Genomic DNA, 25,348 nt, shown 5'->3' with positions numbered 1-25,348 from the left:
GATGATCGATCGGGTCTTGCCGCGGCCGGCGCGTTTCGCCGGCCGCGTATTCGTCGCCGTCGTGCTGGCCGCGCCGCTCGTCGCGCATGCGCTGCCGGGCTACGACGACGTGCGCCGCACCTGGCGCAGTTCCGACTGGGTGCTGCTCGCGCGCGACGGCACGCCGCTGCAGCGCACGCGCGTCGACCTCACCGAACGGCGCGGCGACTGGGTGTCGCTCGCGGACGTATCGCCCGCGTTCCGCGAGGCGATCGTCGTCTCCGAGGACAAGCGCTTCTACGAACACAGCGGCGTCGACTGGCGCGGCATCGCCGGCGCCGCGTGGGGCAACCTGTGGAACGAGCGCACGCGCGGCGCGTCGACCGTGACGATGCAGCTCGCCGGGCTGCTCAGCGATTCGCCCCGCCGCTCGGGCCAGCGCTCGCTGCCGCAAAAGGCCACGCAGGCCATGAACGCGCTACTGCTCGAACGCGGCTGGCGCAAGGACCAGATCCTCGAGACGTACCTGAATCTCGTGCCGTTCCGCGGCGAGACGGTCGGGCTCGGCGCGCTGTCGCAGGTGCTGTTCGGCAAGGCGCCGTCGGGCCTCGACGCGCGCGAAGCCGCGATCGCGGCCGCACTCGTCCGTGCGCCCAACGCGACGCCCGCGAAGGTCGCCGAGCGCGCATGCCGGATCCTGCGCGACATGCATGCCGAGCAGGCGTGCGCGTCGCTCGACGGCTACGTGCAGCTCGTCACCGCGCGTCCGGCCAACGCCATCCGCGACGACGGCGCCGCCCTCGCCCCGCACTTCGCGCGGCGCATTGCGGCCGAGGTCAGGCCGGCGGCCGGCGCGCAGGTCCGCACGACGCTCGATGCGCCGTTGCAGCGCTTTGCGCGCGACACGCTGATGCGCGCGCTGACCGAACTCAACGCGCCCGCGCACCGGCGCAACGTGCAGGACGGCGCGGTCGTCGTGATCGACAATGCGACCGGCGAGATTCGCGCGTGGGTCGGATCGTCGGGCGCGTTGTCGAGTGCGCGCGATGTCGACGCCGTGCTCGCGCCGCGCCAGGCCGGCTCGACGCTCAAGCCGTTCCTCTATGCGCAGGCAATCGACGAAAGGCGGCTGACCGCCGCGTCGCTGCTCGACGACGCGCCGATCAACCTCGCCGCCGGCGGCGGCCTGTACATTCCGCAGAACTACGACAAGGATTTCAAGGGCTGGGTGAGCGTGCGCAGCGCGCTCGGCGGCTCGCTGAACGTGCCGGCCGTGCGCACGCTCGTGCTCGTCACGCCGCACCGCTTCGCCCGCACGCTGACCGCGCTCGGCCTGCCGCTCGCGCAGGAAGGCGACTATTACGGCTTCAGCCTCGCGCTCGGGAGTGCCGACGTCACGCTGCTGTCGCTGACCAACGCGTATCGCGCGCTCGCGAACGGCGGCGTCGCGCGCAAGGCCGTCGACCTGCCCGCGCCGGCACCGGCGTCCGGTGCATCGGCACCCGCGCATGCGGACGGCGGCACGCGCGTGTTCAGCGAAGCGGCCAGCTTCGTCGTCACCGACATCCTCTCCGACAACAATGCGCGCGTACGCACGTTCGGCTTCGACAACCCGCTCGCGACGCGCTTCTTCTCGGCGGTCAAGACCGGCACGAGCAAGGACATGCGCGACAACTGGACCGTCGGCTTCACGTCGCGCTATACGGTCGGCGTGTGGGTCGGCAACGCGGATGGCTCGCCGATGTGGGACGTGTCGGGCGTCACGGGCGCGTCGCCCGTGTGGTCGGCCGTCGTCGGCTACCTGCACCGCGACCTGCCGAGCCGGGCACCGCACGCGCCGGCCGGCGTCGAGACGCGCCGCATCACGTTCGAGCGCGACGTCGAGCCGGCGCGCAACGAGTGGTTCATCGCGGGAACGGCGGTCGACACGATCCGGCTCGCCGCGCCCGTCACGCCGGGCAAGGACGGTGCGCGCGCACCGTTGACGATCGGCGCGCCGACCGACGGCACGATTTTCGCGATCGACCCGGACATTCCGCCGAAGAACCAGCGGATCTGGTTCGAACGCTCGGCCGGACGCGCCGCGCGGTTCGCGTGGCGGCTCGACGACAAGGTGATCGGCCATGCCGACCGCGTCGCGTGGATGCCATGGCCGGGCCGGCACCGGCTCGAACTCGTCGACGCGCGCGGCAACGTCGCGGATGCGATCAGCTTCGAGGTGCGCGGCGCGTTCGCGAAGACGGCCGCGCGCAAGCCTTGAGCGCGTGAACCGGCTGCTTGCAGGCCGGCCGCGTTGCCGCAAGGCTCGCGCCGCTGAACGGCACGCCCGCCCCCTCGGGAACGGCGCGTTCTCTCGTCGTTTTCAGTCGTCGCCCGACATCACCCGTTACGAAGGAAACTGAAAGGATTCCGGCCCGACGGGCAAACGGGCCAGCAGCGCGCGACTCGGGAATCTAGAATGTAAGCAGCGCCGCTTCCCCGGGCGCGCACCGGTTGCTCCCTTCTCCCGGACACCCGCGACCATGAACATTCGCCATACGCGCTTCACCCGCCCCGCGCTGGGCGCGCTCTGCGTCGCAACGCTCGCGATGCTCCAGGCCTGCAACGGCGACGCCTGCTTCGGCGTGGATGTCTGCTTCAACAACAACACGCAAACCGTCTCTCTGTCGGGCACGGCGGCCACGGGCAACGCGCTCGCGAGCGCGTCGGTGGCAGTCAGTTGCGCGACAGGCTCGGCGACGACGCTGACCGACGGCGGCGGCAACTACCAGGTGACGGTGAACGCCGCTCTGCCGTGCGTCATTACCGTGACGTCGGGCGGCACGAGCCTGCATTCGCTTGCCTATGCGGGCGGCACCTTCAACACGACGCCCGAGACCGAGCTGATGCTGGTCTATCTCGCGGCACAGCTCGGCACGAATACGGCCGGGCTGATCGGCAATTTCCAGGGCAATCTGCACTTCCAGCAGGTGATGGGCAGCCCGAACGCCGTGCAGGCGGCGCAATCGGCCGTCGTGACGAATCTGCAGCAGCGCTATGCGGTCACGCTGACGACGCCGGCGTTCCTGACCACGTCGTTCGTGGTCGGGCAACCGGGTGTCGACAGCGATCTCGGTGCGCTGGCGAAAGCTGGCGCGATCGATTCGAACGGATTGCCGGATCCGGTTGCCGTTTCGCTATTGGCGCAGGCCGGCGCCGCGCATCCGCTGTAGGCGGCCTGCGGCGGAAAAGGATCGAACGTCAGGCGCCCGCTTCGTTCGCGTCGTCGGCCAGCAGCGCCCACCGTTCGTGGTCGCACCATTCGCCGCCGATGCGCAGATAGCGCGGCGAAAACCCCTCTTTCCGGAAACCGAGCCGACGAACCAGCGCGATCGACGCGTGGTTGCCGGGCTGGATGTTCGCTTCGAGCCGATGCAGCCCGAGCTCGCTGAACGCGATGCCGATCGCCGCGCGCAGCGCGTCGGTCATCAGCCCCTTGCGGCTGAAATCCGCCATCCCGTAGTACCCGAGATACGCGCTCTGAAACACGCCGCCGACGATCTCGTTGACGTTCACCACACCGACCACCGCCCCGGACGCCCGTTCCCGCGCGACGAGGCCGACATTCGGCCCCGTCAGGCAGCGGGCGAACCATTGGTCGAATCCCGCCTGGTCGGTGAACGAGTCGACCCACGGCAGATGGTGGCTCCGGCTCGCGCGGTTGGCGGCGATCAGGTCGGTGGCGTCGGATCGGGCGACGCGATTCAGCAGGATCAGGCTCATGGTTCGGTCGGTTGCGGTGTGTTACGCGAGCGGCCCGGCGAGCGGCCCGGCGAGCGAGGCCGTTCGCCCGCATCGTTGCCGCTCGCGATCCATCGACGAAACGCTTACGCGGCTTCCCCGCTCCCGCACACGACGGTCGCGGCCTGCTGCTGCGTCAGGTACCGCAGCAGCTTCGTCACCATCCATACGACGATGAACGACAGCGCGACGAAAAACACCGCGAGCGGTGTCAGCACGTGGATCGACACGAAGCCGGCCAGCCCCATCATCGCGGACGACACGAGCAGCAGCGCGCACCCGAGGATCGCGCTCGTCAGGCCCGCGATGTGCGGAAACAGCGAATTGCCCTTGGCCATCAGCGTCGGATACATCGCGCCCGCGCAGAAACCCATCACGAGCACCGGCGTCGCGAGCGTCCACACGCGCAGGCCGACGGTCAGCGCCAGCACCAGCATCGCAACCGACGCACCGGCCATCACGCGCGCGCCGATGCGCAGCCGTTGCTCGGCGCTGGGCAGCCCGCGCCCGTGAATGCGGTTCGACAGGCCGCCGAGGAAATACATCAGTCCGATGCCGAGGGCGAGATAACCGAAGAACGTCGGCGGCTTGTGCAGCGTGGTCTGCACCATGAACGGCCCGACGATGTTGAACACGAGCAGGATGCTGTAGCACAGCCCCTGCGCGAGGAAGCAGCTCTGGAACACCGGGCTCGCCAGCACCTTGCCCGCGTTCGCGATCAGCGTGCGCGGCTCGAGATGCACCGGTTTCGGCAAGGTTTCCCGATAGCGCCACAGCAACGCCCACATCACCAGCGAGTAGACGAGCAGGAACACGAGGCAGGCGCGCCAGCCGAACCATTCCTGAAGGTGCGCGCCGATCACCGGCGCGACGATCGGCGCGAGCCCCCACGCGATCGACATGTACGTGAACGCATGCATCAGCGCCTGGCCGGAGAACGAATCGGTGATGATCGCCTTCGCGAGCAGGTTGGTGGTCGCGATCCCGAAGCCCTGCAGGCAGCGCGCCAGCACGAACGTCTCCAGGTTCTGCGCGCCGAGCGACAGCAGGCAGCCGATCGTGTAGATCACGAGCCCGAACGCAAGCACGCGTTTGCGCCCGTATGCGTCGGCGATCGGGCCGAAGATGAGCTGGCCGAGCGCGTAGGCCGCCATGTAGCCGGACACGCTCGACTGGATCGCCTGCGGCGTCGTCGCGAACGAACGCGCCATGTCGGGCAGCGCGGGCACGTAGATGTCGATCGCGAGCTGGCCCGCGGACGCGAACAGGCAGATCAGGAACAGCAGGAAACGCGGCGAATTCGACTCGCGCGCGGGAGTGAGCGTGGCGTTCATGACGACTGGGAAGGATGTCGGGCAGCGGTGACGCGGCCGCACATGTTCGAATTGCGAACATGCGTGCGATCGTGGCGAATGGCGTATTGTGCCCGTTGTTGCGTCAGGCGACCGGATTCCCCTGGCGCGGGCGAGGTTGAATGCCGATTGCGGCACGCGGGGAAATGCGCTAGCCGGGCCGGCTCCCGTCATTGGGGCGGCCCGGTCGCGGGCATGTTTCGCTACCGCGGCAACGCACCCGCCGCACGCGGGGCGTCAATCGACACCGCACGCATGTCGCGCCCCGCTCGCCCCTGCCGTCGACTCCGCCGGCAGCGCCTGCGGTCCTTCATGACGGCACCGCGCCCGGATCAATACTGCGCCTGGTCCGTCGGATTCCTGAACAACTGCTTCATCTCCGCCGACAGCGGATAGCCGAGGCTCACGCCCTTCGGCGGAATCGGCTGCATGAACCACTGGTTGTAGAGCTTCTCGGCCGCGCCCGACGTCTGCATCTTCGCGATCACGCCGTCGACGACGTGCTTGAACGGCGGATCGTCCCTGCGCATCATGCACGCGTAGTTTTCGTGGACGAGCGGCGTGCCCGTCACCGTATATGCGCCCGGATTGCGGTCCTTCGCGATCTCGCCGTACAGCAGCGGCTCGTCCATCACGAACGCCACCGCGCGCCCGGTCGTGACGTTCATGAATGCTTCGGCGTGATCCTTCGCGCTGATGATCGTCATGTTCATCGCCTTCTCTTCGTTGAGCTTGCGCAGCAGGCGCTCGTCCGACGTGCCGGCCGTCGTCGCGACCGTCTTGCCGGCCAGGTCCGAAAAGTCCTTTACGCCCGAATCCTTGCGCGTGCTGAAGCGGATGCCATAGAGAAAAATGCTGTTCGAGAACGCAGCCTGCTTCTGCCGTTCGAGCGTGTTCGTCGTCGATCCGCATTCGAAATCGATCGTCCCGTTCTGCAGCAGCGGAATCCGGTTCTGCGACGTGATCGGAATCTCCTTCACCGTGAGGTTCGGCGCATTCAGCTCCGTCTTCAACTGGTCGATGATGCGCGACGCGATGTCCCGCGAATAGCCGATGTTCTTCTGCTGGTTGTCCGAATACGAGAACGGCACCGACGATTCTCGAATGCCCAGCGACACGATGCCCGTGTCCTTGATCTTCTTCAGCGTGCCGGTGAGGGCCTGCGCATGCGCGGCGCCCGCCAGCGCACAGGACAACGCGACGGCCAGCAAACGGAAGCGGCGATCCATGCTTTTCTCCTGACAAAACGTTGATCGAATCGCGATCGTACGCCCGACAAAATTCGCACCGTATCAGGGAAAGCGTCCCGCGCGCTCCGCGGCGGCTACGCCGCGTGCGGCCGTTTCCGTGGCGCGCAAAAGCGCCCGCGCCGCGCCTTTCCGCCTGCGGCCTCGCTCCGCGTGCTCAGTCGCCCGTTCCAAACGCGTGTTCGTGCTGCCATGCCGCAACGTAATCGTTTGCGTCCCGCTCATTTTTCACACAAAACATACTCAAGAAGCCGCTACAGCGGCCGTTACCCAGTGCATGGCGCGTCGCAGCAACCCAGCCGCGACCACCAGACAAAAACGACAAGGTCCGGGTCAGCCGGACCAGCGCCACCGCCGGCACGACGGTTATCTACGAGGATCGAGTTTCAACATGAGAGCCAAACGTCTCAATATCGCGCTGGCGCGCTCCGCTCATGCGCGCATGCTCGCCGGCATGCTGTCTGCCGCCGCCCTCCTGCCCCTCGCCGGCTGCGGCGGCGGAGGCGGCGACGGCAGCAACCCGTCGCCGACCACCGCAGCACCGGCCCCCACCCCGACGCCAGCCCCCGCGCCCGCCCCGACGACCCCGCCCAACACGTCCACCAGCAACACCTGCACGACCCAGCAGGCCGCCGTGCAGATGGCCGCCCAGACCGCGCCCGACGAGCCGCCGGTCGATCACCTGATCGTCAGGCTGAAGCCACTGACGGCCGCGCGTGCGATGGCCGCCATCGACGACGGCACGCGGCTCGACGCGGTGATCCAGCGCTCGATGACGCGCTGGACGGCACCGGTGACCGGCAGCGCACGCGCGTATGCGAGCACGGTCGCGCAAACGCCGCTGAACGTGCAGGTCGAGCGGACGATCTCGAACGGCGCGGCCGTGCTGTCGCTCGGCCAGCGTGTCGCGGCCGCCGACGCAACGGCGCTCGCGCAGACATTCGCCGCCGACGCCGACGTCAACTACGCGGAACCGGATCACCCGATGAAGATCCGCGACACGCCGAGCGACCCCAGCTACAGCCAGCAATGGTATCTGTCCGACCCGAACGCCGGCATCGACGTGCCGCCCGCATGGAACACGACCAAGGGTTCGCCGACCGTCGTCACGGCCGTGCTCGACACCGGCTATCGGCCGCACCCCGACCTCGTCGGCAACCTGCTGCCCGGCTACAGCTTCATCACCAACGTCAACACCAGCAACAACGGCCTGTCGCGCGGCCCCGACGCGACCGACCCGGGCGACTGGGTCACGCAGCAGGAACTCGACAACGCGAGCGGCCCGTACTATCACTGCGAGAGCGAACCGAGCGCGAGTAGCTGGCACGGCACGCGCGTAATGGGCGTGATCGGCGCGACCGCCAACAACGGCATCGGCATCGCCGGCGTGTCGTGGCTCGGCCGGATCCTGCCGGTGCGCGTGCTCGGCAAGTGCGGCGGCGTGACGAGCGACATCGCCGACGCGATGCGCTGGGCGGCCGGCATTCCCGTCACTGGCGTACCGACGAACCCGACGCCGGCGAAAATCATCAACCTGAGCCTCGGCGGCGTCGGCGCGTGCAGCGCGACGTTCCAGCAGGCCATCGACGACGTGAACGCGAAGGGCGTGACCGTCGTCGTCGCTGCCGGCAACGACGGCCTGTCGACCGGGCTCGACCAGCCCGCGAACTGCCGCGGAGTGATCAGCGTAGGCGCGACCGACGCGACCGGCCGCCGCGCATCGTTCAGCAACTTCGGCGCCAACATCGCGCTGAGCGCGCCGGGCGTCAACATCCTGTCGACGGCCAACGGCGGCACGACGACGCCGGGTGGCGACACCTACGGCCCGGCGAGCGGCACGAGCCTCGCGACGCCGCAAGTGACGGGTGTCGCCGCACTGATGCTCGCGGTGAACGGCAACCTCACGCCCACGCAGATCCAGCAGAAGCTGCAAGGCGGCACGCGCGCGGTGAAGCTGGCGGCCGGCACGTCGTGCACCGCGATGCCGGCGGGCTCGGGCATTCTCGACGCACGGACCGCCGTCGCGTCGGCCAACTGATCGCCGGCACCCTGCCTCGACGCAGCCACGCGCATGCCGACATGGCGTGCGCGCGGCTGGTTTCTTTCGGCGACCCGGCGCTCGCCGATCGCCGATCGCTTCCGTGTCTCGAAATAACACCTGACAAAAGGGTTGACGCTTCGCACGACGAGCCTTTACCATCGCCCCCGTCTAATTACATGGAGTGTTCTGTGAACACCGATGCGAGTTGTAGTTGGTGCTCGACCAACTTGACTGCTGCCTGAGGAAAACGCGCAGAGCCTCGTCTTCTGCCGCATCCCGGGAAGCAGGATGCGGCGTCCTTCCGGCCTGACTGGCCAGATTCCCCGCCGAATTTTTCGATGTTGTCGAATGCACGCGACGCGCTGTCGCGCGTGTGCGTTCGTGTTGCGCGCGGCGCCAGCCGCGTGCGTTTCCGTTCGCGTGCCGTCCGGCCGCGCGCCTTCGTGCGTGTGCGGCTGCCGATCGCCCGTGCCGATTACCCGCAACCGACAGGAGTGCAGATGAACTCAGACGACAGTAGTCGATTACCGCTCGCCGGTGCGACGCTGCGCATCGACACGCCGATCGCACTCCACGCGCCGGCGAGCGTTTCCGCCTTTACCGATCCACAGCCGATCGCGCCTGACGCGACGCGGCGGGGAGCGCTCGTGCGTCGATAACGTCACGGCCGCTCCCCGCCCGCCGCCTCGTGCGCTGGGAGCGACTCATGACACGACACAACACATCGCAAAAGAAGCAACGCGGCTTCATCAAGGCCGGCGCCAGCCAGCAGAACGAGCCGCGCACCATGCGCGCCGCGCAGGAAGCGGCCCGCCCGCTCGAGGACACGCTGAAGTCGCTGCACACCAGCACGCGCGGCCTCACCTACGACCAGGCCGCCGACCGCCTGCAGCACTACGGCCCGAACGAGATCGCGCACGACAAGCCGCCGCACTGGACCCGCCAGTTGCTGATGTCATTCCACAACCCGTTCGTCTACGTGCTGCTGGTGCTGGCCGCCATCAGCTTCTGCACCGACGTCTGGTTCGCGGCGCCCGACGATCGCGACTATGTCGGCATGACGATCCTGCTGACGATGGTCACGATCAGCGCGCTGCTGCGCTTCGTGCAGGAGTTCCGTTCGCTGCGCGCAGCCGAGAAGCTCAAGGCGATGGTCCGCACGACGGCCACCGTGCAGCGCGCGGTGACCGACACGGCCGAGCCGTCACGCCGCGAGGTGCCGATGCGCGAAGTCGTGGCCGGCGACATCGTGCACCTGTCGGCCGGCGACATGATCCCGGCGGACGTGCGCCTGCTCGCGTCGCGCGACCTGTTCATCAGCCAGGCCGTGCTGACCGGCGAGGCGCTGCCCGTCGAGAAATACGACACGCTCGGCGCGGTGGCCGGCAAATCCGCGAGCACGGGCACGGCCGGCGCGACGACCGATGCGTCGACTTCGCTGCTCGATCTCGAGAACGTCTGCTTCATGGGCACCAACGTCGTCAGCGGCACGGCGACGGCCGTCGTCGTCGCGACCGGCGAAGACACGTACTTCGGTTCGCTCGCACGCAACGTCGTGAGCCACAAGCGCATCGAGACGAGCTTCGATCGCGGCGTCTCGAGCGTGAGCTGGCTGCTGATCAAGTTCATGTTCGTGATGGTGCCGATCGTGTTCATGATCAACGGCCTGACCAAGGGCGACTGGCTCAGCGCACTCACGTTCGCACTCGCGGTGGCCGTGGGTCTCACGCCCGAGATGCTGCCGATGATCGTCAGCGCGAACCTCGCGCGCGGCGCGATCGCGATGGCGCGCCGCAAGGTCGTCGTCAAGCGGCTGAACTCGGTGCAGAACTTCGGCGCGATGGACGTGCTGTGCACCGACAAGACCGGCACGCTCACGCAGGACAAGATCATCCTCGAACACCACCTCGACCTGTCCGGTCACAAGAACGAGGAAATCCTGCGGCTCGGCTGGCTGAACAGCTTCCACCAGAGCGGCCAGAAAAACCTGATCGACATCGCGGTCGTCGCACGCGCCGATGAAATCGGCGAACGCGCGAAGCCGCAGGGCTACAAGAAGATCGACGAGCTGCCGTTCGACTTCGTGCGGCGCCGCCTGTCGGTCGTCGTCGAGGATACGCGCGGCACGCACCTGCTGGTCTGCAAGGGCGCGGTCGAGGAAATGCTGGCCGTCTCCACGCATGTGCAGGATGAGGACGGCGTGCGCCCGCTCGACTTTGTCGCGCGCAAGCGCCTGCTCGAACAGGCCAACGCATACAACGAGGACGGCTTCCGCGTGCTCGTGCTCGCGACGCGCACGATCCCGCGCGGCGACGAACGCGAGCAGTACCGCACCGCGGACGAACGCGACCTCGTCGTGCGCGGCTTCCTCACCTTCCTCGATCCGCCGAAGGAGTCGGCCGCGCCGGCACTCGCCGCGCTGCGCGAGAACGGTGTCGCGGTGAAGGTGCTGACGGGCGACAACCCGACCGTCACGATGAAGGTGTGCCGCCAGGTCGGCCTCGAACCCGGCAAGCCGATCCTCGGCGCGGAAATCGAAGCGCTCGACGACGCAACGCTTGCGCAGGTGGTCGAACGCACGACCGTGTTCGCGAAGCTCACGCCGCTGCAGAAGGCGCGCATCGTCAAGGCGCTGCAGGCGAACGGCCACACGGTCGGCTTCCTCGGCGACGGCATCAACGATGCGCCCGCGCTGCGCGACGCCGACGTCGGCATCTCGGTCGACAGCGGCGCCGACATCGCGAAGGAAACCGCCGACATCATCCTGCTCGAAAAGAGCCTGATGGTGCTCGAGGAAGGTGTGATCAAGGGCCGCGAGACGTTCGGCAACATCCTGAAGTACCTGAACATGACCGCGAGCTCGAACTTCGGCAACGTGTTCTCGGTGCTCGTCGCCAGCGCGTTCCTGCCGTGGGAGCCGATGCTCGCGACGCAACTGCTCGTGCTGAACCTGATCTACGACACGTCGCAGATGCTGCTGCCGTGGGACAAGATGGATCCCGAGTTCCTGAAGAAGCCGCGCAAGTGGGAAGCCGGCAACATCAGCCGCTTCATGCTGTGGATCGGGCCCACGTCGTCGGTGTTCGACATCACGACGTACGTGCTGATGTGGACCGTGTTCGGCGCGGGCGCGATGTATCACCTGAACGGCGGCACGGGCGGCCAGATCGTGATGAACTCCGGCTGGTTCATCGAGAGCCTTGTGTCGCAGACGCTCGTCGTCCACCTGCTGCGCACGCAGAAGATCCCGTTCCTGCAAAGCACGGCCGCGCTGCCGGTGCTGCTGTCGACGTTCACCGCGATCGCGATCGGCTGCTGGCTGCCGTTCTCGCCGTTCGCGGACGCGCTCGGCTTCATGCACCTGCCGGGCACCTTCTGGCTGTGGCTCGCCGCGACGATGGTCGGTTACATCCTGCTCGCGCAGATCGTCAAGACGATCTACGTGCGCCGCTACAAGCAGTGGTTCTGATTCCGTTCGGATGACGACGTGCCGGCCCGCGCAACGCGCGCGGGCCGGCTACTCAAGATGCAATACGGGTGACCTAATGAAAAGAATCCTTCCGCTCGCAGCCGCGAGCGCACTCCTCGCGCCGCTCGACGCCTATCCGGCCCACCCGCTCGTCAGCGACGATACGGGTACGCAGGGCAATGCGAACTGGCAGTTCGAGTTCAACGCCGAGGAAACCTCGAAACAGGAAGACAGCGGCCGCCACCAGCTATGGAACGCGACGCTCACGCGCGGGTTCGGCGAACACGTCGACCTCTACGTCAACGCGCCTTATACGCATCTGCAAACGCGCACCGACGAAAACGGCGCGGGAATCGGCGATGTCGAGATCGGCATGAAATGGCGCTTCGTCGAACGCGGGCCGCTGTCGCTCGCGCTGAAACCGAAGGTGACGATGCCGACCGGCAACGACGGTCGCGGGCTCGGCACGGGCCGCGTCGGCACCGGCGCGACGCTGCTCGCGCAGGCCGACGTCGCGCGCTTCTCGCTGCTCGCGAATGCGGGCCTCACGTACCAGCCGAATCGCCAGGGCGACCTGACGTCGGTCTGGGCCGTGTCGGGCGCGGCGATCTACAAGGCGACCGACCGGCTTCAGCTCGTGGCCGATGTCGGCCTATCGCGCAACACGGAAAGCACCGCCGGCGCGAATCCGGCGTTCGTGCTCGCCGGCGCGATCTATTCGCCGACGCGCTGGCTCGACCTCGACGTCGGCTACCGGCACGGCCTGAACGACCAGACCTATCGTCATTCGGTGATGGCCGGCGTGACCGCGCGCTGGTAATACCCGGCATCGCGCGACGCACGCGTCGAACCACCACACGACGGGCCGCATCAGCGGCCCGTTTTTTCATTCATCGGGCGTCGTTCGCGCCGAACAGTTGCGCGCACACGCTGCGCCCTTCGTCGGTCAGCGCGGCGCTGCCGGTGCCGTCCTCGTTCAGCGTCGTCGCGGTGAGGCCCGCGGCATCGAGCTGCGTCAGCACGCGGCGCAACGTACTCATCGGCAGTTGCGTGCGCTTCGCGATCTTCGGCAGCGACCACGGTTTGCCGGCCGGATCGTTCGCGGCCTCGTTCAGCGTCGCGAGCGTTGCAACGAGTGCGGGATCGAGCGGGGATTCGTCGGATTCAGAGGTCATCGTTTCCGGTCGGTAGTGGACGGGATATTCATTCGGGCATTCGGCGCCGATCGAGGACACTATATCGCCTCGCCCGTCACGCTTCCTTGATCGCGGCACGCATGAACGACACAAAATGCGTCGTGACGGGATCGTCGCGGCCGGACAGCCACGCGAGCCCCACGCGCCACTTCGCGTCCTTGCCGTCGAGCGGCAGCACCGTCGCGTCGCGCAGCAGGTACTGCGCGCGCGACGGGATGAACGCGACGCCGACACCGGCCGCGACCGACGTCAGCACCGACTGCACGTCTTCCGCCTGCTGCGTCACGTGCGGCACGAAGCGGCGCTCGACGCACCATCGGTCGATCTGAGCGGCGAGCCCCGGGCCGCGCGCACGTTGCAGCGCGATGAAGCCGATCTCGTTGAGCACGTCGAGGTCGGCCGGCACGCGTTTGAAGCCGAGGTGCGGCGGCACCGCGAGCGCGAGCCCTTCGTCGATCACCTTGAACGACGACAGCCCGTCGTCGGACGGCAGGCGCAGGAAACCGGCGTCGAGCTTGCCCGCGCGCAGCCGGCGAGTCTGCTCGGACGACGACAGGTCGCTCAACGTGACGGCGATGCCCGGATTGCGGCGACGAAATTCCGCGACCAGCTTCGGCACGAGCGTCAGCACGGACAGGCAGATGCCGAGCCGCAGATGCCCGCGCTGCCCGCTGGTCGCCTCCCGCGCACGCGCGAGGATCTCGTCGGCATCGCGCACGAGTGCCTGCGCGTCGGGCAGGAACCGTTCGCCGAACGGCGTCAGTTCCGCGCCGTGCCGCCCGCGCTCGAACAGCTTGCCGCCGAGGCTCGCCTCGAGCGCGCCGATCTGCTTGCTCAGTGCCGGCTGGCTCATGTGCAGCGCATCGGCCGCGCGGCTGAAATGGCACAGCTCGGTGACCGTCAGGAACGTTCGCAGCAGTTTCAGTTCCATTCTTTAAAGGAATCGTAACGATCGAAATATTCATTTTACCGATCGAATGCGATGACGTTCAATACGGGCATGCCCTTCCCGGAATTTACTGTCATGTCTGTTGATCATTCGACCGAATGCGTGGCCGCCCCGTCATGCGATACCGCGGTCGCGAACGAACGCGCCACTGCGGTCGATGCGCGCACACCGAAGCGTCGTGCCGAACGCACCGATGGACGCAGCCGCCGTTTTCGTTTCGGCGATGCGATCGAAGACACGCCGCCACGTGTCGTGACGGGTTCGATCGCGATCAGTTTCGCGGTCGTGTCGCGGCGGAACTGGCCGCGCTGAGCCGCGCTACCTCCTGCGGTGCCCCCGTCGAACATTCATCGTCATCGCTTTGTAACATTACGGAGAGGCCCAGACACGACCACGTATGCCCGGCGTTGCTGCGGAACCGGTATCGAGCAGCCGTGCCCCGCCACTTTGCGTACAGAGCAACCGAATTAACCATCTGAGCAAGATGATGCACGCGCGCCGTGGCGGCGATCTGTGCACGCTCCCGGCAATCGATCTCCCGTTGACGGATCAGGTTGCGCAGGCTGATGCGGGTTACGTGACCACGGCCACAGGCGAAGCGGTGCTTCGCCCTCAATCCGCGATAAGTCGAATCCCGGCAAACCAGTCCATGCTTTCCGACTGCGTCGCGCAAAGCGCGACTGCGGTCCAGCACCGGATGCGATTTGTCACGTTGAACGAACATGTGCGACAAAGATTCGTGACTGGCAGTACGAAATTGAGAAAGCCGTTTCGGGTTTGCCGATCGTGGAATTGGAATTCCCCGAGTCGATCGACGGTTTTTTTGTGTTAAGCGGTTATCATAGCAACGTCAGACGTTAGCGTGCCCGACACCATTCAGCGCAACCGAAACAGTCGGCGAATATATTGGTTCGCCGCCTTGCCGGTTCATCACTTCACGCAATGGATCAACTGCTTCCGCACTACGAACGAGAACTTGCGCTACTGCGCCGATCGATTGGAACCTTTACGACACGCTATCCCAAAATTGCCGTTCGCCTGGGGATTTCCGGCGACCATTCCGAAGATCCCCATGTCGAACGGATGTTGCAGTCGTTCGCCCTCCTCGCCGCGGATATAGGCAATCGGCTCGACGACAACTATCCTGAATTCGCCGAAGCTCTCCTCGGCATGCTGTATCCCCAGTATCTTCGAGCGGTTCCGGCATGCGCAGTTGCCCAGTTCGATGTCTCGGACATGTTCGACAAGCTCACCGAGCCATCGGTCATTGCCCGCCACACGGAACTCGCAAGCAAGGCAGAAGACTGCCGTTTCCGCACTGTATATGACGTAACGCTGGCACCCGTGCGCATTTCGACTGCGCGCTACGCATCGGCTACGGCTGTGCCCTCCGACGTGGTGCTACCGCCCAGTACGACTGGTCTGCTCTCCATCACTTTCGAAGTTGCCCGACCTGACTTTCGCATCGAAGCCGTCCCCAGCCCGTTGCGCATTCATGTCAACGGCTCCCGCGAAGTCGTCGGTGCGGCAATGGACACGATGACGATGCGCACGACAGCGGCCTTCGTCGAAAACATCGAACGTCGCTGGTCACCTCTGACCACACCGCCGCTCACCGCCGTGGGCTACGATGGTGCTGAGAAACTGATCGACGAAGACGATGGGCCGCCGGCCCTGCGACTACTGAGCGAATATTTTGCGTTTCCGAAGAAATTCGATTTCATTGACGTCGACCTCGCCACGCTCGCGCGTGTGGTGGGTTCCAGCCAAAAACTCACATTGCATCTCGCCGTTTGTGACGTTCATCCGGATTCGTGGACGGCACAGCAACTAAAAGATCTGTCGGCCGACCATCTGAAGCTCTTTTGCACGCCGATCGTCAACCTGTTCCGGCTTACGTCGCTACCACTCAAGCGGAATCCGATCACGGACGCGTATCCCGTGCAATCCCAGAATACGGATGCCGCCGGCGTCGAGATCTGGTCCGTCGACGAGGTCCGTACCACAACACGCGAGTCCAGAGCGAATATCATTCCTCCGTTCACGTCGCTCATGCACGGCAGTTCCACCAAACCGGCCGGTCCCTATTGGGTTCTCATGCAACACAACGCGGCCTCGCCATCGGGGAAGAAGGAAACCACGCTCAGCCTAGTCGAACTCGACGGCCGACCGGCAACCGACACCGGGATCGAGCAGATAACGGCAGATGTCTCCTGCTCGAATGGCAATCTCCATCGCGCGATGCGGGCAGGTGCCGAGGACGGTGATCTGGTGAACGAGCAGGGAACGATGGTTTCGCGCATAGTGATGCTGGACGCACCTACGGAAGTCTCGCGATTGTCGCGTGAAGGCGATTCGGCTTGGCGGCTCATCACGCAGCTCGCCCCGCACTCGATCGAATTGACCCCTACCGGGCTCGTGGAACTAAAACGCCTGTTCCGCCAATTCGCTGCTCATTCTGCGGGACACGCAAACCTGCTCAACGGACTGACGAACCTGAGCCATCGCGTCAAACAGCTCTGGCTGCCGGGAGAACCGATGCCGAGTTTCGTGCGAGGTCTCGAAGTGACGTTGACGGTCGATGAACAAGCGTTTGCCGCCGCCAGCCTCAGCACATTCATCGTCGTGATGGATCACTTCTTCGCCGTGCATGCTCCAGTGACGAGCTTTGTCCAACTTGTCGTGATGTCGGCCAACACAGGCCGGGAAATTCGACGTTGCACGCCACGGCCAGGCACGATCATGCTCGCCTGATTTTCTGCCTCAACCTGGACGATCAAGTCGCGCCGTAATTCATGCAGGTCAGGTAAGGCTCGAAATCAAGTGACAGCCGCAGGTCGCCCGGTGACCGTGCCGGGCAATCGGAACACCGTCGTCGGTCATTGATTCGTCGCCCTCGACAATCAAATTTGGCTTCACATCCGGATGCTGGGGGCACGAAACCTCATCACCCTTGCGGGCAACGAAACGGCCGTCGAATCGCATCTTTGACGATCCCGTAATCACCTTGCCACCATGATCGGTATCGTCACCTACGCGAATAAGATTCATCATTGTTAAGTACCCTGTGGGCGATAGTGGAAGTAGTGAATGCCGTATTCGAGATCTCGCTTCTCCGGTTTCATCTGTTTCGACGAACGTACGAGATTGATCCCGCGTACATCACTCCAGCCGTAGCAGGAGAAAATGATTTCAGCCAGTCTAGCAAAGCGTTTCATCTTCAGATAAGCACGGTGAAACAGGACCCAGAAGATCAGCAGTGAGAAAGCCCATGCACCGACCATAACGGTCATAAGAGTGACTCGATCCATACCCGTGTCGGTAAACGTAAGCAAACTCCCCACCGCATTCAGAATCACGACCGTACCCAGCATGATCTTCATCAGCCAACGATAAAGAGCTGACCTCCCTCGCGTCGCGTGCGGATACACCGCGACAACATCATCATTGACTCTTCGGATTGAGTAGGCGAAGTAGTGATCACGCGGCCTCGGTTCGGCTACGATCTCCACCTCGTCACCCTCTTTCATGGGCATCTTCCAGAGCCATCCCTCGATCTGCTTGCCGTCGAGTTCAAACTCCACCCAGCCCGCCTCTTCTTCGGAGTTCGCTGAAGACTGAATCAACCCGATTGCATATGCACCCATGCCAGCCAACGCTGCACCGGCCGCCGTCGCTTGTATGTAGGCGTGATGTGCTTCACTTAAGACGAAGTCTTGCTGGCGACGCCGGCACCTCAGCTTGCTGATCGTGCCTCGCAGCAACTGAACTGCGTATTCACGCTCCGAACTCACGCCACCTCCACCGTCCGCACCTCAAGGCCGATAGTGGAAGTAGTGAATGCCATAGTCGAGATCTCGCTTCTCCGGCTTCATCTGTTTCGACGAACGTACGAGATTGATCCTGCGTACCTCACTCCAGCCGTAGCAGGAGAAAATGACTTCGGCCAATCTGGCAAAGCGTTTCATCTTGAGATACGCACGGTAAAACAGGATCCAGAATATCAATAGAGAAAAGGCACCTGCACCTCCCAAGACTGTCATGAGAGTCGTGCTATCGATATCAGCGGCGTCACGTGACAGCATGAAGCACAGTAGAGCGTAGACCGGCACAAAAAACCACAGCATGATCTTCATCAGCCAACGATAAAGGGCCGACCTCCCTCTCGTCGCATGCGGATATACTGCCACGATATCGTCCCGAACTCTCCGGATTGAATACGCAAAGTAGCGGTCACGCGGCCTCAATTCGGCAACGACCTCAACTTCGTCGCCCTCTTTCATCGGCATCTTCCAGAGCCACCCTTCGATCTGCTTGCCGCCCAGTTCAAACTCCACCCAATCCGCTTCTTCCTCGGAATTTGCAGACGATTGGATCAACCCGATCGCCGATGCTCCCATGCCAGCCAGGGCCGCACCTGCGGCCGTTGCCTGCATGTAAGCATGCTGCGTTTCACTCAAGACGAAGTCCTGCTGGCGACGCCGGCACTTCAACTCGCTGATCGTGCCTCGCAGCACCTGAACTGCATATTCACGCTCCAAACTCATGCCATCTCCGTCATTGCCTTCTCAAAGGCCTTTTCCTGCTGCGCCATATCCGTGTATTTTGCAACACTGTGATCTTTCACACGCAGAATAGCCTCTTGCCCAGTGCCGAATACACAGCGAGAGCACCACGACTCCAACTCGTCCGGGGTCAGGACGTCAGCGAGTACTTGAAGTGCGAGCAACCCAATGGTCGCTTCCCATGTAATCAGCATGCTCACCACTCGGAGCGACGCAACCACTGCCACTCGCGATGCAACAGCCTCGACCGCCATGACGACGACTCGATTCCCTGAGCGAGCCGCCAACGTCTTGAATAGCGGCGCCGCAGTACTGATGGCATCGATAACAAATGCCGTACCGGAGGCAACCCCCAGCATCGTTTTCGCAACCAAGATCCACATTACGTCGTACTGACCGCTCTTCAGCGATTTTCGAGTTGCTCCGTAGTCCAGCCAAGCTGCAGCAAATGCGCCAGCGCCCGACAAAAAACCTCCCACCATCTTCCAGCCCATCGTCCGAACGGACTTCTTCAGCGTACCGTAATACGGCGTCATCGCAATTGTGATGATCGCCGCACTGAGCGACGCCCCCGATTTGATCAGCTTGGCGGTGGTATCTTCGTCCTTGGCCTCTGACAACAGATGCCAGAAGTTCACCAACTCACATAGAGCCGCGATCACCGCGATACGACCGAGACGAAGCTCCTTCAGCGCGTTCGCATCCTTGTCGGCCTTCAACTTATCCCACACCTCATACAACTCGGTAGTCGGGTTCGCTCCTGCCTTCGCCGGCGCCGACAACACAGTTCGTGCCGTGCGAAAACGCTGCAAAATTTCGCTTCGACTCACCTTGTCATACAGGGCCTGCTTGCGGACGAGTGCCAGCGCATCCTCGACAGGTACTCCTGCCCTCTGGAGGAACAACGTCTGTACAATTTTTTCCCCGACAAAATCGCCCAACTTATTGATTCGGAGTTTTTCGAAGACGCGATCACCGATATTCATCAGCAAGACGTCACGCCCTTGCTCCTTGTACATCGCACCCAGATATGAAATCTTTGCCGGATTGGTTTCCAAGGCCAATTTCGAATATTTCTTGTAATAATCGGTCAGTTTACCAATATACTTCACCGCCGTTACGACATACTTGACACCATCGTCCTCCAGCGGCGTATCCTTGTGCTCCAACGCGCTGGCGAGCAGTTTCTCAAGCTCCTCGCGCCCTGCTGGATGGTTCATGGCGACTGCCCGCCACACGATGCTTTCCTTGTCCGTCGGCTTCCAGCGGCCGATCAGATCATCGAGAATCGCGAGCCCTTTGGGCGTTGATCCCAGCCCGTCGATTGCCATTGCAACCACAACTTCGAATTCAAAGCTGTCACTTAGATCGTCGCAGTAATAGTCGTCAAGCGTGTCCGCAAGAAGTGGCGTTCGCAGCCATTTTCCGACATCATTGCTGCGTGTTTCCTGCAATTGGAACACTGCGTTTTGCAACTTCTTGTACGGCGTACGGAAATCCTCGATTTGCTTTCGCTGAAGTCGTGCTTCGTACCGAGACCACTCCGATTTCTGCATCCTGTCGAGATTGCGATCATGGAAACCGGGTTGCGCCTTTGCATACTTGCGCGCATCGTTCATGACTTCATCGCGGTATTTACCCAGGTAAGGCATACTCGAACTTGCGCTGCCTGCACTACTAAATCGGCCAATCTGAATAATACGAGTCTGATAGCTTCCTGGAATATTATTGGCGGCCATCCAGTCGAGATCGTCATAATACGCATTAACCTGCTGGGCACGCGCAGCATCCGCTCCCGCTAGCGCCCTGGCGCGTTGCGCAGCCAATCCGGCACGAGCCGTCGCCGACCCAAGCGGAGTCATGGCATGCGCCTCCTTCGCCATGGCCTCCTGAGTTGCAAGGTTCTGACCCGTGCGCGAGTCGACGATACGTTTGGCCGTATCGACGTCGTTCAGCGCCATTACCTTCATACCAAGTTCCTGCTGCGAGCCATATCGATCGAGCCAGGACACTGGATCATTGCGAAAGCCATTCAGCTCGTGAACGTTGCCAACTGCGTCCCACAAGGCGAGCAACATCGGGGGATAGGTTGACGAAGTTGCCCCGCCGCCGGCATCGTGTTTTCCAACTTGGCCCATCATTTTCACCAGCGACTGGCTCGCCGATGCTGGCGACGCCTGTCGAATGTTCAAGGGGTAACGCGACACCACGCGGGCAAGCAGATCTTCTCGATAGCTGCCATCGTCTGCAGTAAAGCGCTGCTTATCGTCAAGCACGCACAGTTGCTTCGCATCCAAGCCCGGCATGTACTCGAGCACATCGTTGATTGAAGACTCCGTTGCAACGATTGCGTGCCCCGTCCCATCTTTCCCCGTGGGGACCCATTTCGACGGTTCGATCCATTGCATGCGCTGTTTACGCAAGTCTACGTAGATCTCGTATTTGTCGAAAGTTCGTGGATGCCACGCATGTTGCGAGAACGCGATATAAACCTTGCCCGTACAAAGTTCGGGTTGCTCGATCGCGATGACATCCATCGGAACGGCAATGCTCGTCTTGGCACATGCCGGATGGGTGGTTGGAACCGACGGCAACGGTAACGACTGCTTCCAAAACCGGCCGTCTTCGGTCACCTTGTACGCTTCCCAGTAATTGGTACCACGTGCACCTACTTCGTATAAAAGATAGAGCCAACCGTCGCGCAAGGTTCGGAGACCATACTGATGCTCGGTAAGGCCAACGGTCGTCACGCGGTCGCCGACGATGCCGGCGGGCATCTTTGCCTTTACCGTTTTGGGCAGGACGGCGTACCGCACCGGCAAAATCGGCAGCCCCGTCTTCTCACAGTTGGCACATTTCTGGTTATTTGCTGCCATACGCTCTCTTCGTATTGAATTCAGGCAATCTTGCCAACACCAATCAACGGGACGACGAAGCGCTCAGCCGCGCATACCAGGCGCCGTCTCGAATCTCCGCCACATCCGCTTCCGTCAATACCCCGACCGCTGCCGTATAAAACTGATCGGGCGTCCGTGCGTCCAAAAGCTGCAGCACCTTCGGATGCAGATCGAACTCAGGATGCCACGTTAACGCGTTCCCAATGAACGCCACGCAATCGTCACGGTCGAACAGGCCGTAGTGCGCCGCACGCGCGGCAGCAGCATCCGCCACTACAACTTCGGATGGCTCCGGTTGGCGATCAACCGCCATCGCATATAGCGCGAGCGCCCTGTTGATCAATCCATGACGATGAATCCGCTGCCATTGCTCCGTCGTGAGCGAAAGCTCATCACGTGACCCCGCCGGTACGCTGTACGCACAAGATTTCGCGCAAGCGTCGAGCGCGTGCCACACCTTTACCGGCCCCAGCAGCGCCTGCTGCTGCTCTTGGGACAACATTGGCCAGATCAAACTGAGCGCTCGCGTATCGTAGAAACGCAGCGCACACGGCCGCCCTTCCTCGTTGTACTGCAGAACGTGGCGGGACCAATGCTCGGCGACCTCCGCCAATGACGCCTCGCTGGCAAGCCATCCACCGACCCGCTGCCCCAACCCTTCGGCCATCGACATTGGACGGCGATCCTCGAAGGCTACCCGCACACTCTCTACCAAAACGTCAACTCCTTCGCGAATGGCAAGGTCCAACTCGACGAGACAGGGCCGATGACCGTCAGGAAAAGCGTCGTGCCTGACCTCTACGATCGCACTCGTCAAATCCTCGAATCGCTCGGATTCCTCGTCGTCATTCATAAGATCTCGCTGGCTCGGATCGACGACGAGATAGCAGTGCATCTCCGGCCGCTTGCTGAAATATGCGCGCAAGCCGCTGACGGCCGCACCTATCACGGCAGCCTCCGGGGACTCATCCATATCAAGCGCATCTGAGTTGTCCATATCCACTTACTCCAGCACAACGCTCGAAGCGCTATCGGCTGATGCCGCAGCGGTCTTCCACGAACAGCCCTTCGGCACGCTCGCGATCGGCGAAGGCAGGCGCATCGACGATGCGCCCGGCTTATCCCACGACGCACACTTTTCGAGAATTTGACCACTGGTGCCGTTCTCAATCAGATCAGGCGTGATCTTGATATACGAGCCACCTGCACCGATCCAGATTTCTTTTTCGGCCGAGATAACAACCTTCCCATTCGAACTCGTGATCGTCACGTCGTTGAGCGCCGAAAACTTCATCTCGTCACTCTGCGCCTGAATCTCAACCTTGCCCTTGGAAGCAAACAGCTTGATACCCGCGTTCTGCGCGAATAAGCTGATCTTTTCCATCACGCTCACAATCAGCGATTTACCGGCAGCCACGTGCGTGCTCTTGCCACTCACGATATTGACCTGCTGATTCGCCGTGAGCTGTGCCGAGTCCTGCGTTGACACGCCCACCCCGGCAGGGCTCGCAATCAGCATGATCGGCGTTGAAAACCCATTTGCGTTCCCAGTGCCGCCGCCGCCCGTGCGGCCACCGCTACCGGCACCACCACTCACGCTGTAATGCGTGGCATCGGTAAACTTCTTGAGCGCGTCCTGCCCCTCCTGCAGACTCTCCGCCTGGTTCGACGAACTCGCCTGCGATGTCAGATCAACAACGGTTTCCGCACTGGCCAACTGTTCGGACGCCGCCGTCACGTTCAACGGTTGGTTCGTCGCTGTCGGGTGAGTCGACACGAACAAACCCTGTCCGGCCCGAATCGCGCCGTAGGCATCCGATTTGAGATCGAAACCGCTGCCGAGGAACGCGCCGCGCGTATTGTCCGTCTGCTGGATCAGGTACCCGAGGTGCAAGTGAGACTGATAGCTGCTCGAGTAAAGGTGAACTCGATTCTGCTGCGTCGAGTCGTCCATCACGAGCTGGTTGTACCCGGTACCGCCGTACTCGCGAGAACGTTGGCCGGAGAGCAATCCGTTCGTATGCCACACAGGCTGCGTCGCGCCCCCGTACATCCTCGCGATAATGACAGGCCTGTCACAGTCACCTTCCATGAAACCGACGATCACTTCGTCGCCCTTGCGTAGCGGCTGAATCCCGCCACGGTTCGAGCCCGCATCAAGGAACGTCGGTCGCACCCAGCATGACGCGCGTTCATCCTGGCCATTGCGACGGTTCCAGTGGAACCACACCTTCACCCGGTTCAGCGAATCCGTATAGACCTCTTCGCCGCCTGGCCCAGCGACGATCGCGTTCTGCAACTGCATCACCGGCTTTTTGTGCTCAAATGGGCTGCGGAACGGAACACTACGCGGTTGAGCTTCAACCGTCACCTGAAAGAAACCTTCGCCACCATCCGCGTGGCTCACCGTCGCACCAACCTTCGCTGCCGCGATTTCCACAGCCAGTCCGTCGGGAAAATCCCCCACCTCATCCAGACCGGGCAGATTATTGCGAATTAACCAGTCCACCCCGAGCAGCACGAATTCACGATCCGGCTGACTTCCAGCGTCATGAACCGGATGGCCGTGCAATTCGAAGCGCCGCCCAGGCATCGCACAGCGCAAGCCGCCCACTCCGTGGAAGCGCTTCATTCTGGACTTCCTCTCCTCTAGCCGGATCTGCGTGAGGCGCTCGCCCTGCTCCCGGTCTGACCACATGTACGCGCCCGGGTAGTCGTAGACTTCGCCGTCCGTCGGCAACTGGCTCTGCGTATCGGTGACGCCTTGAACTTGCCGGGGAAGATCCGGCCGCTTGTAGTCGAACGAGCGCGAGGTCAGTTGAGCACTTTCGATCTGAAGCTGCTCCTTCCATTGCACGAATCCGTCCATTTCGCCGCTGAATCCCGTATGACTGAACTCGACAATGGACTGTTTCAGTTGCGGGACGAAATACACGTCGTCCGTCAGGACCATCGTGTGCGACCGGCCGTTGTCCGCCTGCTCGAAATACGGAAACACGCCTATTTCTTCAAGGCTGCGGTTGACGAAGTTCAGGTCATATTCCCACTGCACCCGATTCGAATAAGACGGCAGCGGCTTGTGGAGATCGAAGCGGAACGCGCCGCGCGCTTGAGGATGCTCATTGAAGACATCCGTCAGAATCTGCTCGCCGTTCTGTTCCTGCCAGTCGCGCATATCACGACGCAGGCGCAAAAAATAGAGCCAGGGGGAGAATGCCAGCTTGTAATAGGTCAACGCCCCATCGAATCCCAGCCGACTGAATCTGTGAACGTAACCGTGAATCGGCATGTACGTGCCGTCTGTCTGTTGAATCCAGAGCGTGACGGGTTTGGCAAGCAGCGCGTTGAGTTCGATCTGACTGCCGCGCGGTGAAACCGCATCAACGACGAATTCATAATCGCGGCCCAGCTTAGCCGTTCCTTTCACATAGAGCGGCAATAACCAATCAACGCCAAGCGGCGTGTCGAGTTTGACAAGACGATTGTATTGCGCGTTGCCCAGACGCAACGTCTTATAAAGTGCGGTGTGGCCCATGCAGCTTGCCCTTGGTTGGTATTCAGGTGGGGTTTCTGCCGAGCGCTGATTATAAATGCCTTTCGGAACAACACGATAGTACTGAGCGCCCATCTACTAGTCTCAATAAATTTACGGTTCGAATCAGTAAAAATTACCCAATCGATCAAAAGATAGGTTGTTATTGCTATTTTGAGTGCAATCCAAAATTTTTGAGTCACATATCACTTCCCTGAGCACGGCCCGGATACGGCCGCTCCGCCGAGGCACTTCCGCATTGGCGCATTTCGCTCAGGAGTTTTCGTGATCTCTCATCCCCCTACCTTTGTGCTGATCGGGCTGAGCCTCGCGCTCGTCGC

Annotated in this window: 19 protein-coding genes; 8 read left to right on the top strand and 11 right to left on the bottom strand. The window is 62.9% G+C overall.

What is annotated here, in order from left to right:
* The first annotated feature begins 1 nt into the window (after position 1).
* Together pbpC and ABD05_RS27220 are read left to right on the top strand one after the other, a co-directional pair.
* Complete coding sequence (pbpC, locus tag ABD05_RS27225) at positions 2-2,239, top strand: penicillin-binding protein 1C (protein ID WP_047903066.1); 2,238 nt, start codon at positions 2-4, stop codon at positions 2,237-2,239.
* 262 nt (positions 2,240-2,501) lie between these two features.
* Positions 2,502-3,191, top strand: coding sequence for a hypothetical protein (locus tag ABD05_RS27220; RefSeq protein ID WP_047903065.1), 690 nt, complete (start codon positions 2,502-2,504; stop codon positions 3,189-3,191).
* A 28-nt stretch (positions 3,192-3,219) separates the two neighbouring features.
* Here ABD05_RS27220 and ABD05_RS27215 read toward each other — a convergent pair whose 3' ends face one another.
* The 3 genes from ABD05_RS27215 to ABD05_RS27205 all read right to left on the bottom strand — a co-directional run bounded on the left by ABD05_RS27215 (position 3,220) and on the right by ABD05_RS27205 (position 6,340).
* Complete coding sequence (locus tag ABD05_RS27215) at positions 3,220-3,741, bottom strand: GNAT family N-acetyltransferase (RefSeq protein ID WP_047903064.1); 522 nt, start codon at positions 3,739-3,741, stop codon at positions 3,220-3,222.
* Between the two features lie 104 nt (positions 3,742-3,845).
* Complete coding sequence (locus tag ABD05_RS27210; RefSeq protein ID WP_047903063.1) at positions 3,846-5,093, bottom strand: multidrug effflux MFS transporter; 1,248 nt, start codon at positions 5,091-5,093, stop codon at positions 3,846-3,848.
* Positions 5,094-5,443: 350 nt separating this feature from the next.
* Positions 5,444-6,340 carry a glutamate/aspartate ABC transporter substrate-binding protein gene (locus tag ABD05_RS27205; RefSeq protein ID WP_047903062.1) on the bottom strand — a complete coding sequence of 299 codons (897 nt, stop codon included), beginning with the start codon at positions 6,338-6,340 and terminating at the stop codon, positions 5,444-5,446.
* Between the two features lie 409 nt (positions 6,341-6,749).
* Between ABD05_RS27205 and ABD05_RS27200 the strand changes: the two genes are divergently transcribed.
* From ABD05_RS27200 to ABD05_RS27185, 4 genes are all read left to right on the top strand, one after another.
* Complete coding sequence (locus tag ABD05_RS27200; protein WP_047903061.1) at positions 6,750-8,396, top strand: S8 family peptidase; 1,647 nt, start codon at positions 6,750-6,752, stop codon at positions 8,394-8,396.
* Positions 8,397-8,737: 341 nt separating this feature from the next.
* Positions 8,738-9,058, top strand: a complete 321-nt coding sequence (locus ABD05_RS39050) for a hypothetical protein (RefSeq protein WP_047903060.1) — start codon at positions 8,738-8,740, stop codon at positions 9,056-9,058.
* A 47-nt stretch (positions 9,059-9,105) separates the two neighbouring features.
* The gene (mgtA, locus tag ABD05_RS27190) at positions 9,106-11,868 is read left to right on the top strand and encodes a magnesium-translocating P-type ATPase (RefSeq protein WP_047903059.1); all 2,763 of its coding nucleotides are present in this window, start codon (positions 9,106-9,108) and stop codon (positions 11,866-11,868) included.
* Between the two features lie 76 nt (positions 11,869-11,944).
* A complete protein-coding gene (locus tag ABD05_RS27185) occupies positions 11,945-12,688 on the top strand; it encodes a transporter (RefSeq protein ID WP_047903058.1) in 744 nt (247 codons plus the stop codon).
* Positions 12,689-12,758: 70 nt separating this feature from the next.
* Here the strand turns inward: ABD05_RS27185 and ABD05_RS27180 are convergent, their stop codons facing one another.
* Both ABD05_RS27180 and ABD05_RS27175 read right to left on the bottom strand, forming a co-directional pair.
* Entirely contained in the window at positions 12,759-13,043 is a 285-nt protein-coding gene (locus ABD05_RS27180) for an Rrf2 family transcriptional regulator (RefSeq protein ID WP_047903842.1), read from the bottom strand.
* Positions 13,044-13,119: 76 nt separating this feature from the next.
* The gene (locus tag ABD05_RS27175; RefSeq protein ID WP_047903057.1) at positions 13,120-13,995 is read right to left on the bottom strand and encodes a LysR family transcriptional regulator; all 876 of its coding nucleotides are present in this window, start codon (positions 13,993-13,995) and stop codon (positions 13,120-13,122) included.
* A 51-nt stretch (positions 13,996-14,046) separates the two neighbouring features.
* Here ABD05_RS27175 and ABD05_RS27170 point away from each other — a divergent pair, with 51 nt between their 5' ends.
* Both ABD05_RS27170 and tssF read left to right on the top strand, forming a co-directional pair.
* Positions 14,047-14,325: a hypothetical protein gene (locus ABD05_RS27170; RefSeq protein ID WP_047903056.1), complete on the top strand. Its 279-nt coding sequence runs from the start codon at positions 14,047-14,049 to the stop codon at positions 14,323-14,325.
* Between the two features lie 630 nt (positions 14,326-14,955).
* Positions 14,956-16,767 (top strand): type VI secretion system baseplate subunit TssF, encoded by a 1,812-nt coding sequence (gene tssF / locus ABD05_RS27165; protein ID WP_047903055.1) that lies wholly within the window; start codon positions 14,956-14,958, stop codon positions 16,765-16,767.
* 48 nt (positions 16,768-16,815) lie between these two features.
* Here the strand turns inward: tssF and ABD05_RS27160 are convergent, their stop codons facing one another.
* From ABD05_RS27160 to ABD05_RS27135, 6 genes are read right to left on the bottom strand one after another with little or no spacing between them, the layout of a single operon-like run.
* Positions 16,816-17,067 carry a PAAR domain-containing protein gene (locus ABD05_RS27160; protein ID WP_047903054.1) on the bottom strand — a complete coding sequence of 84 codons (252 nt, stop codon included), beginning with the start codon at positions 17,065-17,067 and terminating at the stop codon, positions 16,816-16,818.
* Between the two features lie 2 nt (positions 17,068-17,069).
* Positions 17,070-17,807, bottom strand: a complete 738-nt coding sequence (locus tag ABD05_RS27155; RefSeq protein WP_047903053.1) for a putative type VI secretion system effector — start codon at positions 17,805-17,807, stop codon at positions 17,070-17,072.
* A gap of 21 nt (positions 17,808-17,828) precedes the next feature.
* Complete coding sequence (locus ABD05_RS27150; protein ID WP_047903052.1) at positions 17,829-18,560, bottom strand: putative type VI secretion system effector; 732 nt, start codon at positions 18,558-18,560, stop codon at positions 17,829-17,831.
* Positions 18,557-21,454 (bottom strand): T6SS effector BTH_I2691 family protein, encoded by a 2,898-nt coding sequence (locus ABD05_RS27145; RefSeq protein ID WP_047903051.1) that lies wholly within the window; start codon positions 21,452-21,454, stop codon positions 18,557-18,559. Before ABD05_RS27145 ends, ABD05_RS27150 begins: the two co-directional genes overlap by 4 nt.
* A gap of 43 nt (positions 21,455-21,497) precedes the next feature.
* On the bottom strand, positions 21,498-22,472 hold the full coding sequence (locus tag ABD05_RS27140; RefSeq protein ID WP_047903050.1) for a DUF4123 domain-containing protein: 975 nt from the start codon (positions 22,470-22,472) through the stop codon (positions 21,498-21,500).
* Positions 22,473-22,478: 6 nt separating this feature from the next.
* On the bottom strand, positions 22,479-25,010 hold the full coding sequence (locus ABD05_RS27135) for a type VI secretion system Vgr family protein (RefSeq protein ID WP_047903049.1): 2,532 nt from the start codon (positions 25,008-25,010) through the stop codon (positions 22,479-22,481).
* Positions 25,011-25,348 lie beyond the last annotated feature (338 nt).

The sequence above is a fragment of the Burkholderia pyrrocinia genome, assembly GCF_001028665.1.
GTDB lineage: Bacteria > Pseudomonadota > Gammaproteobacteria > Burkholderiales > Burkholderiaceae > Burkholderia > Burkholderia pyrrocinia.
The sequence above is the reverse complement of the archived record's forward strand: the minus strand, read 5'-3'. Positions and strand labels throughout refer to the sequence as shown.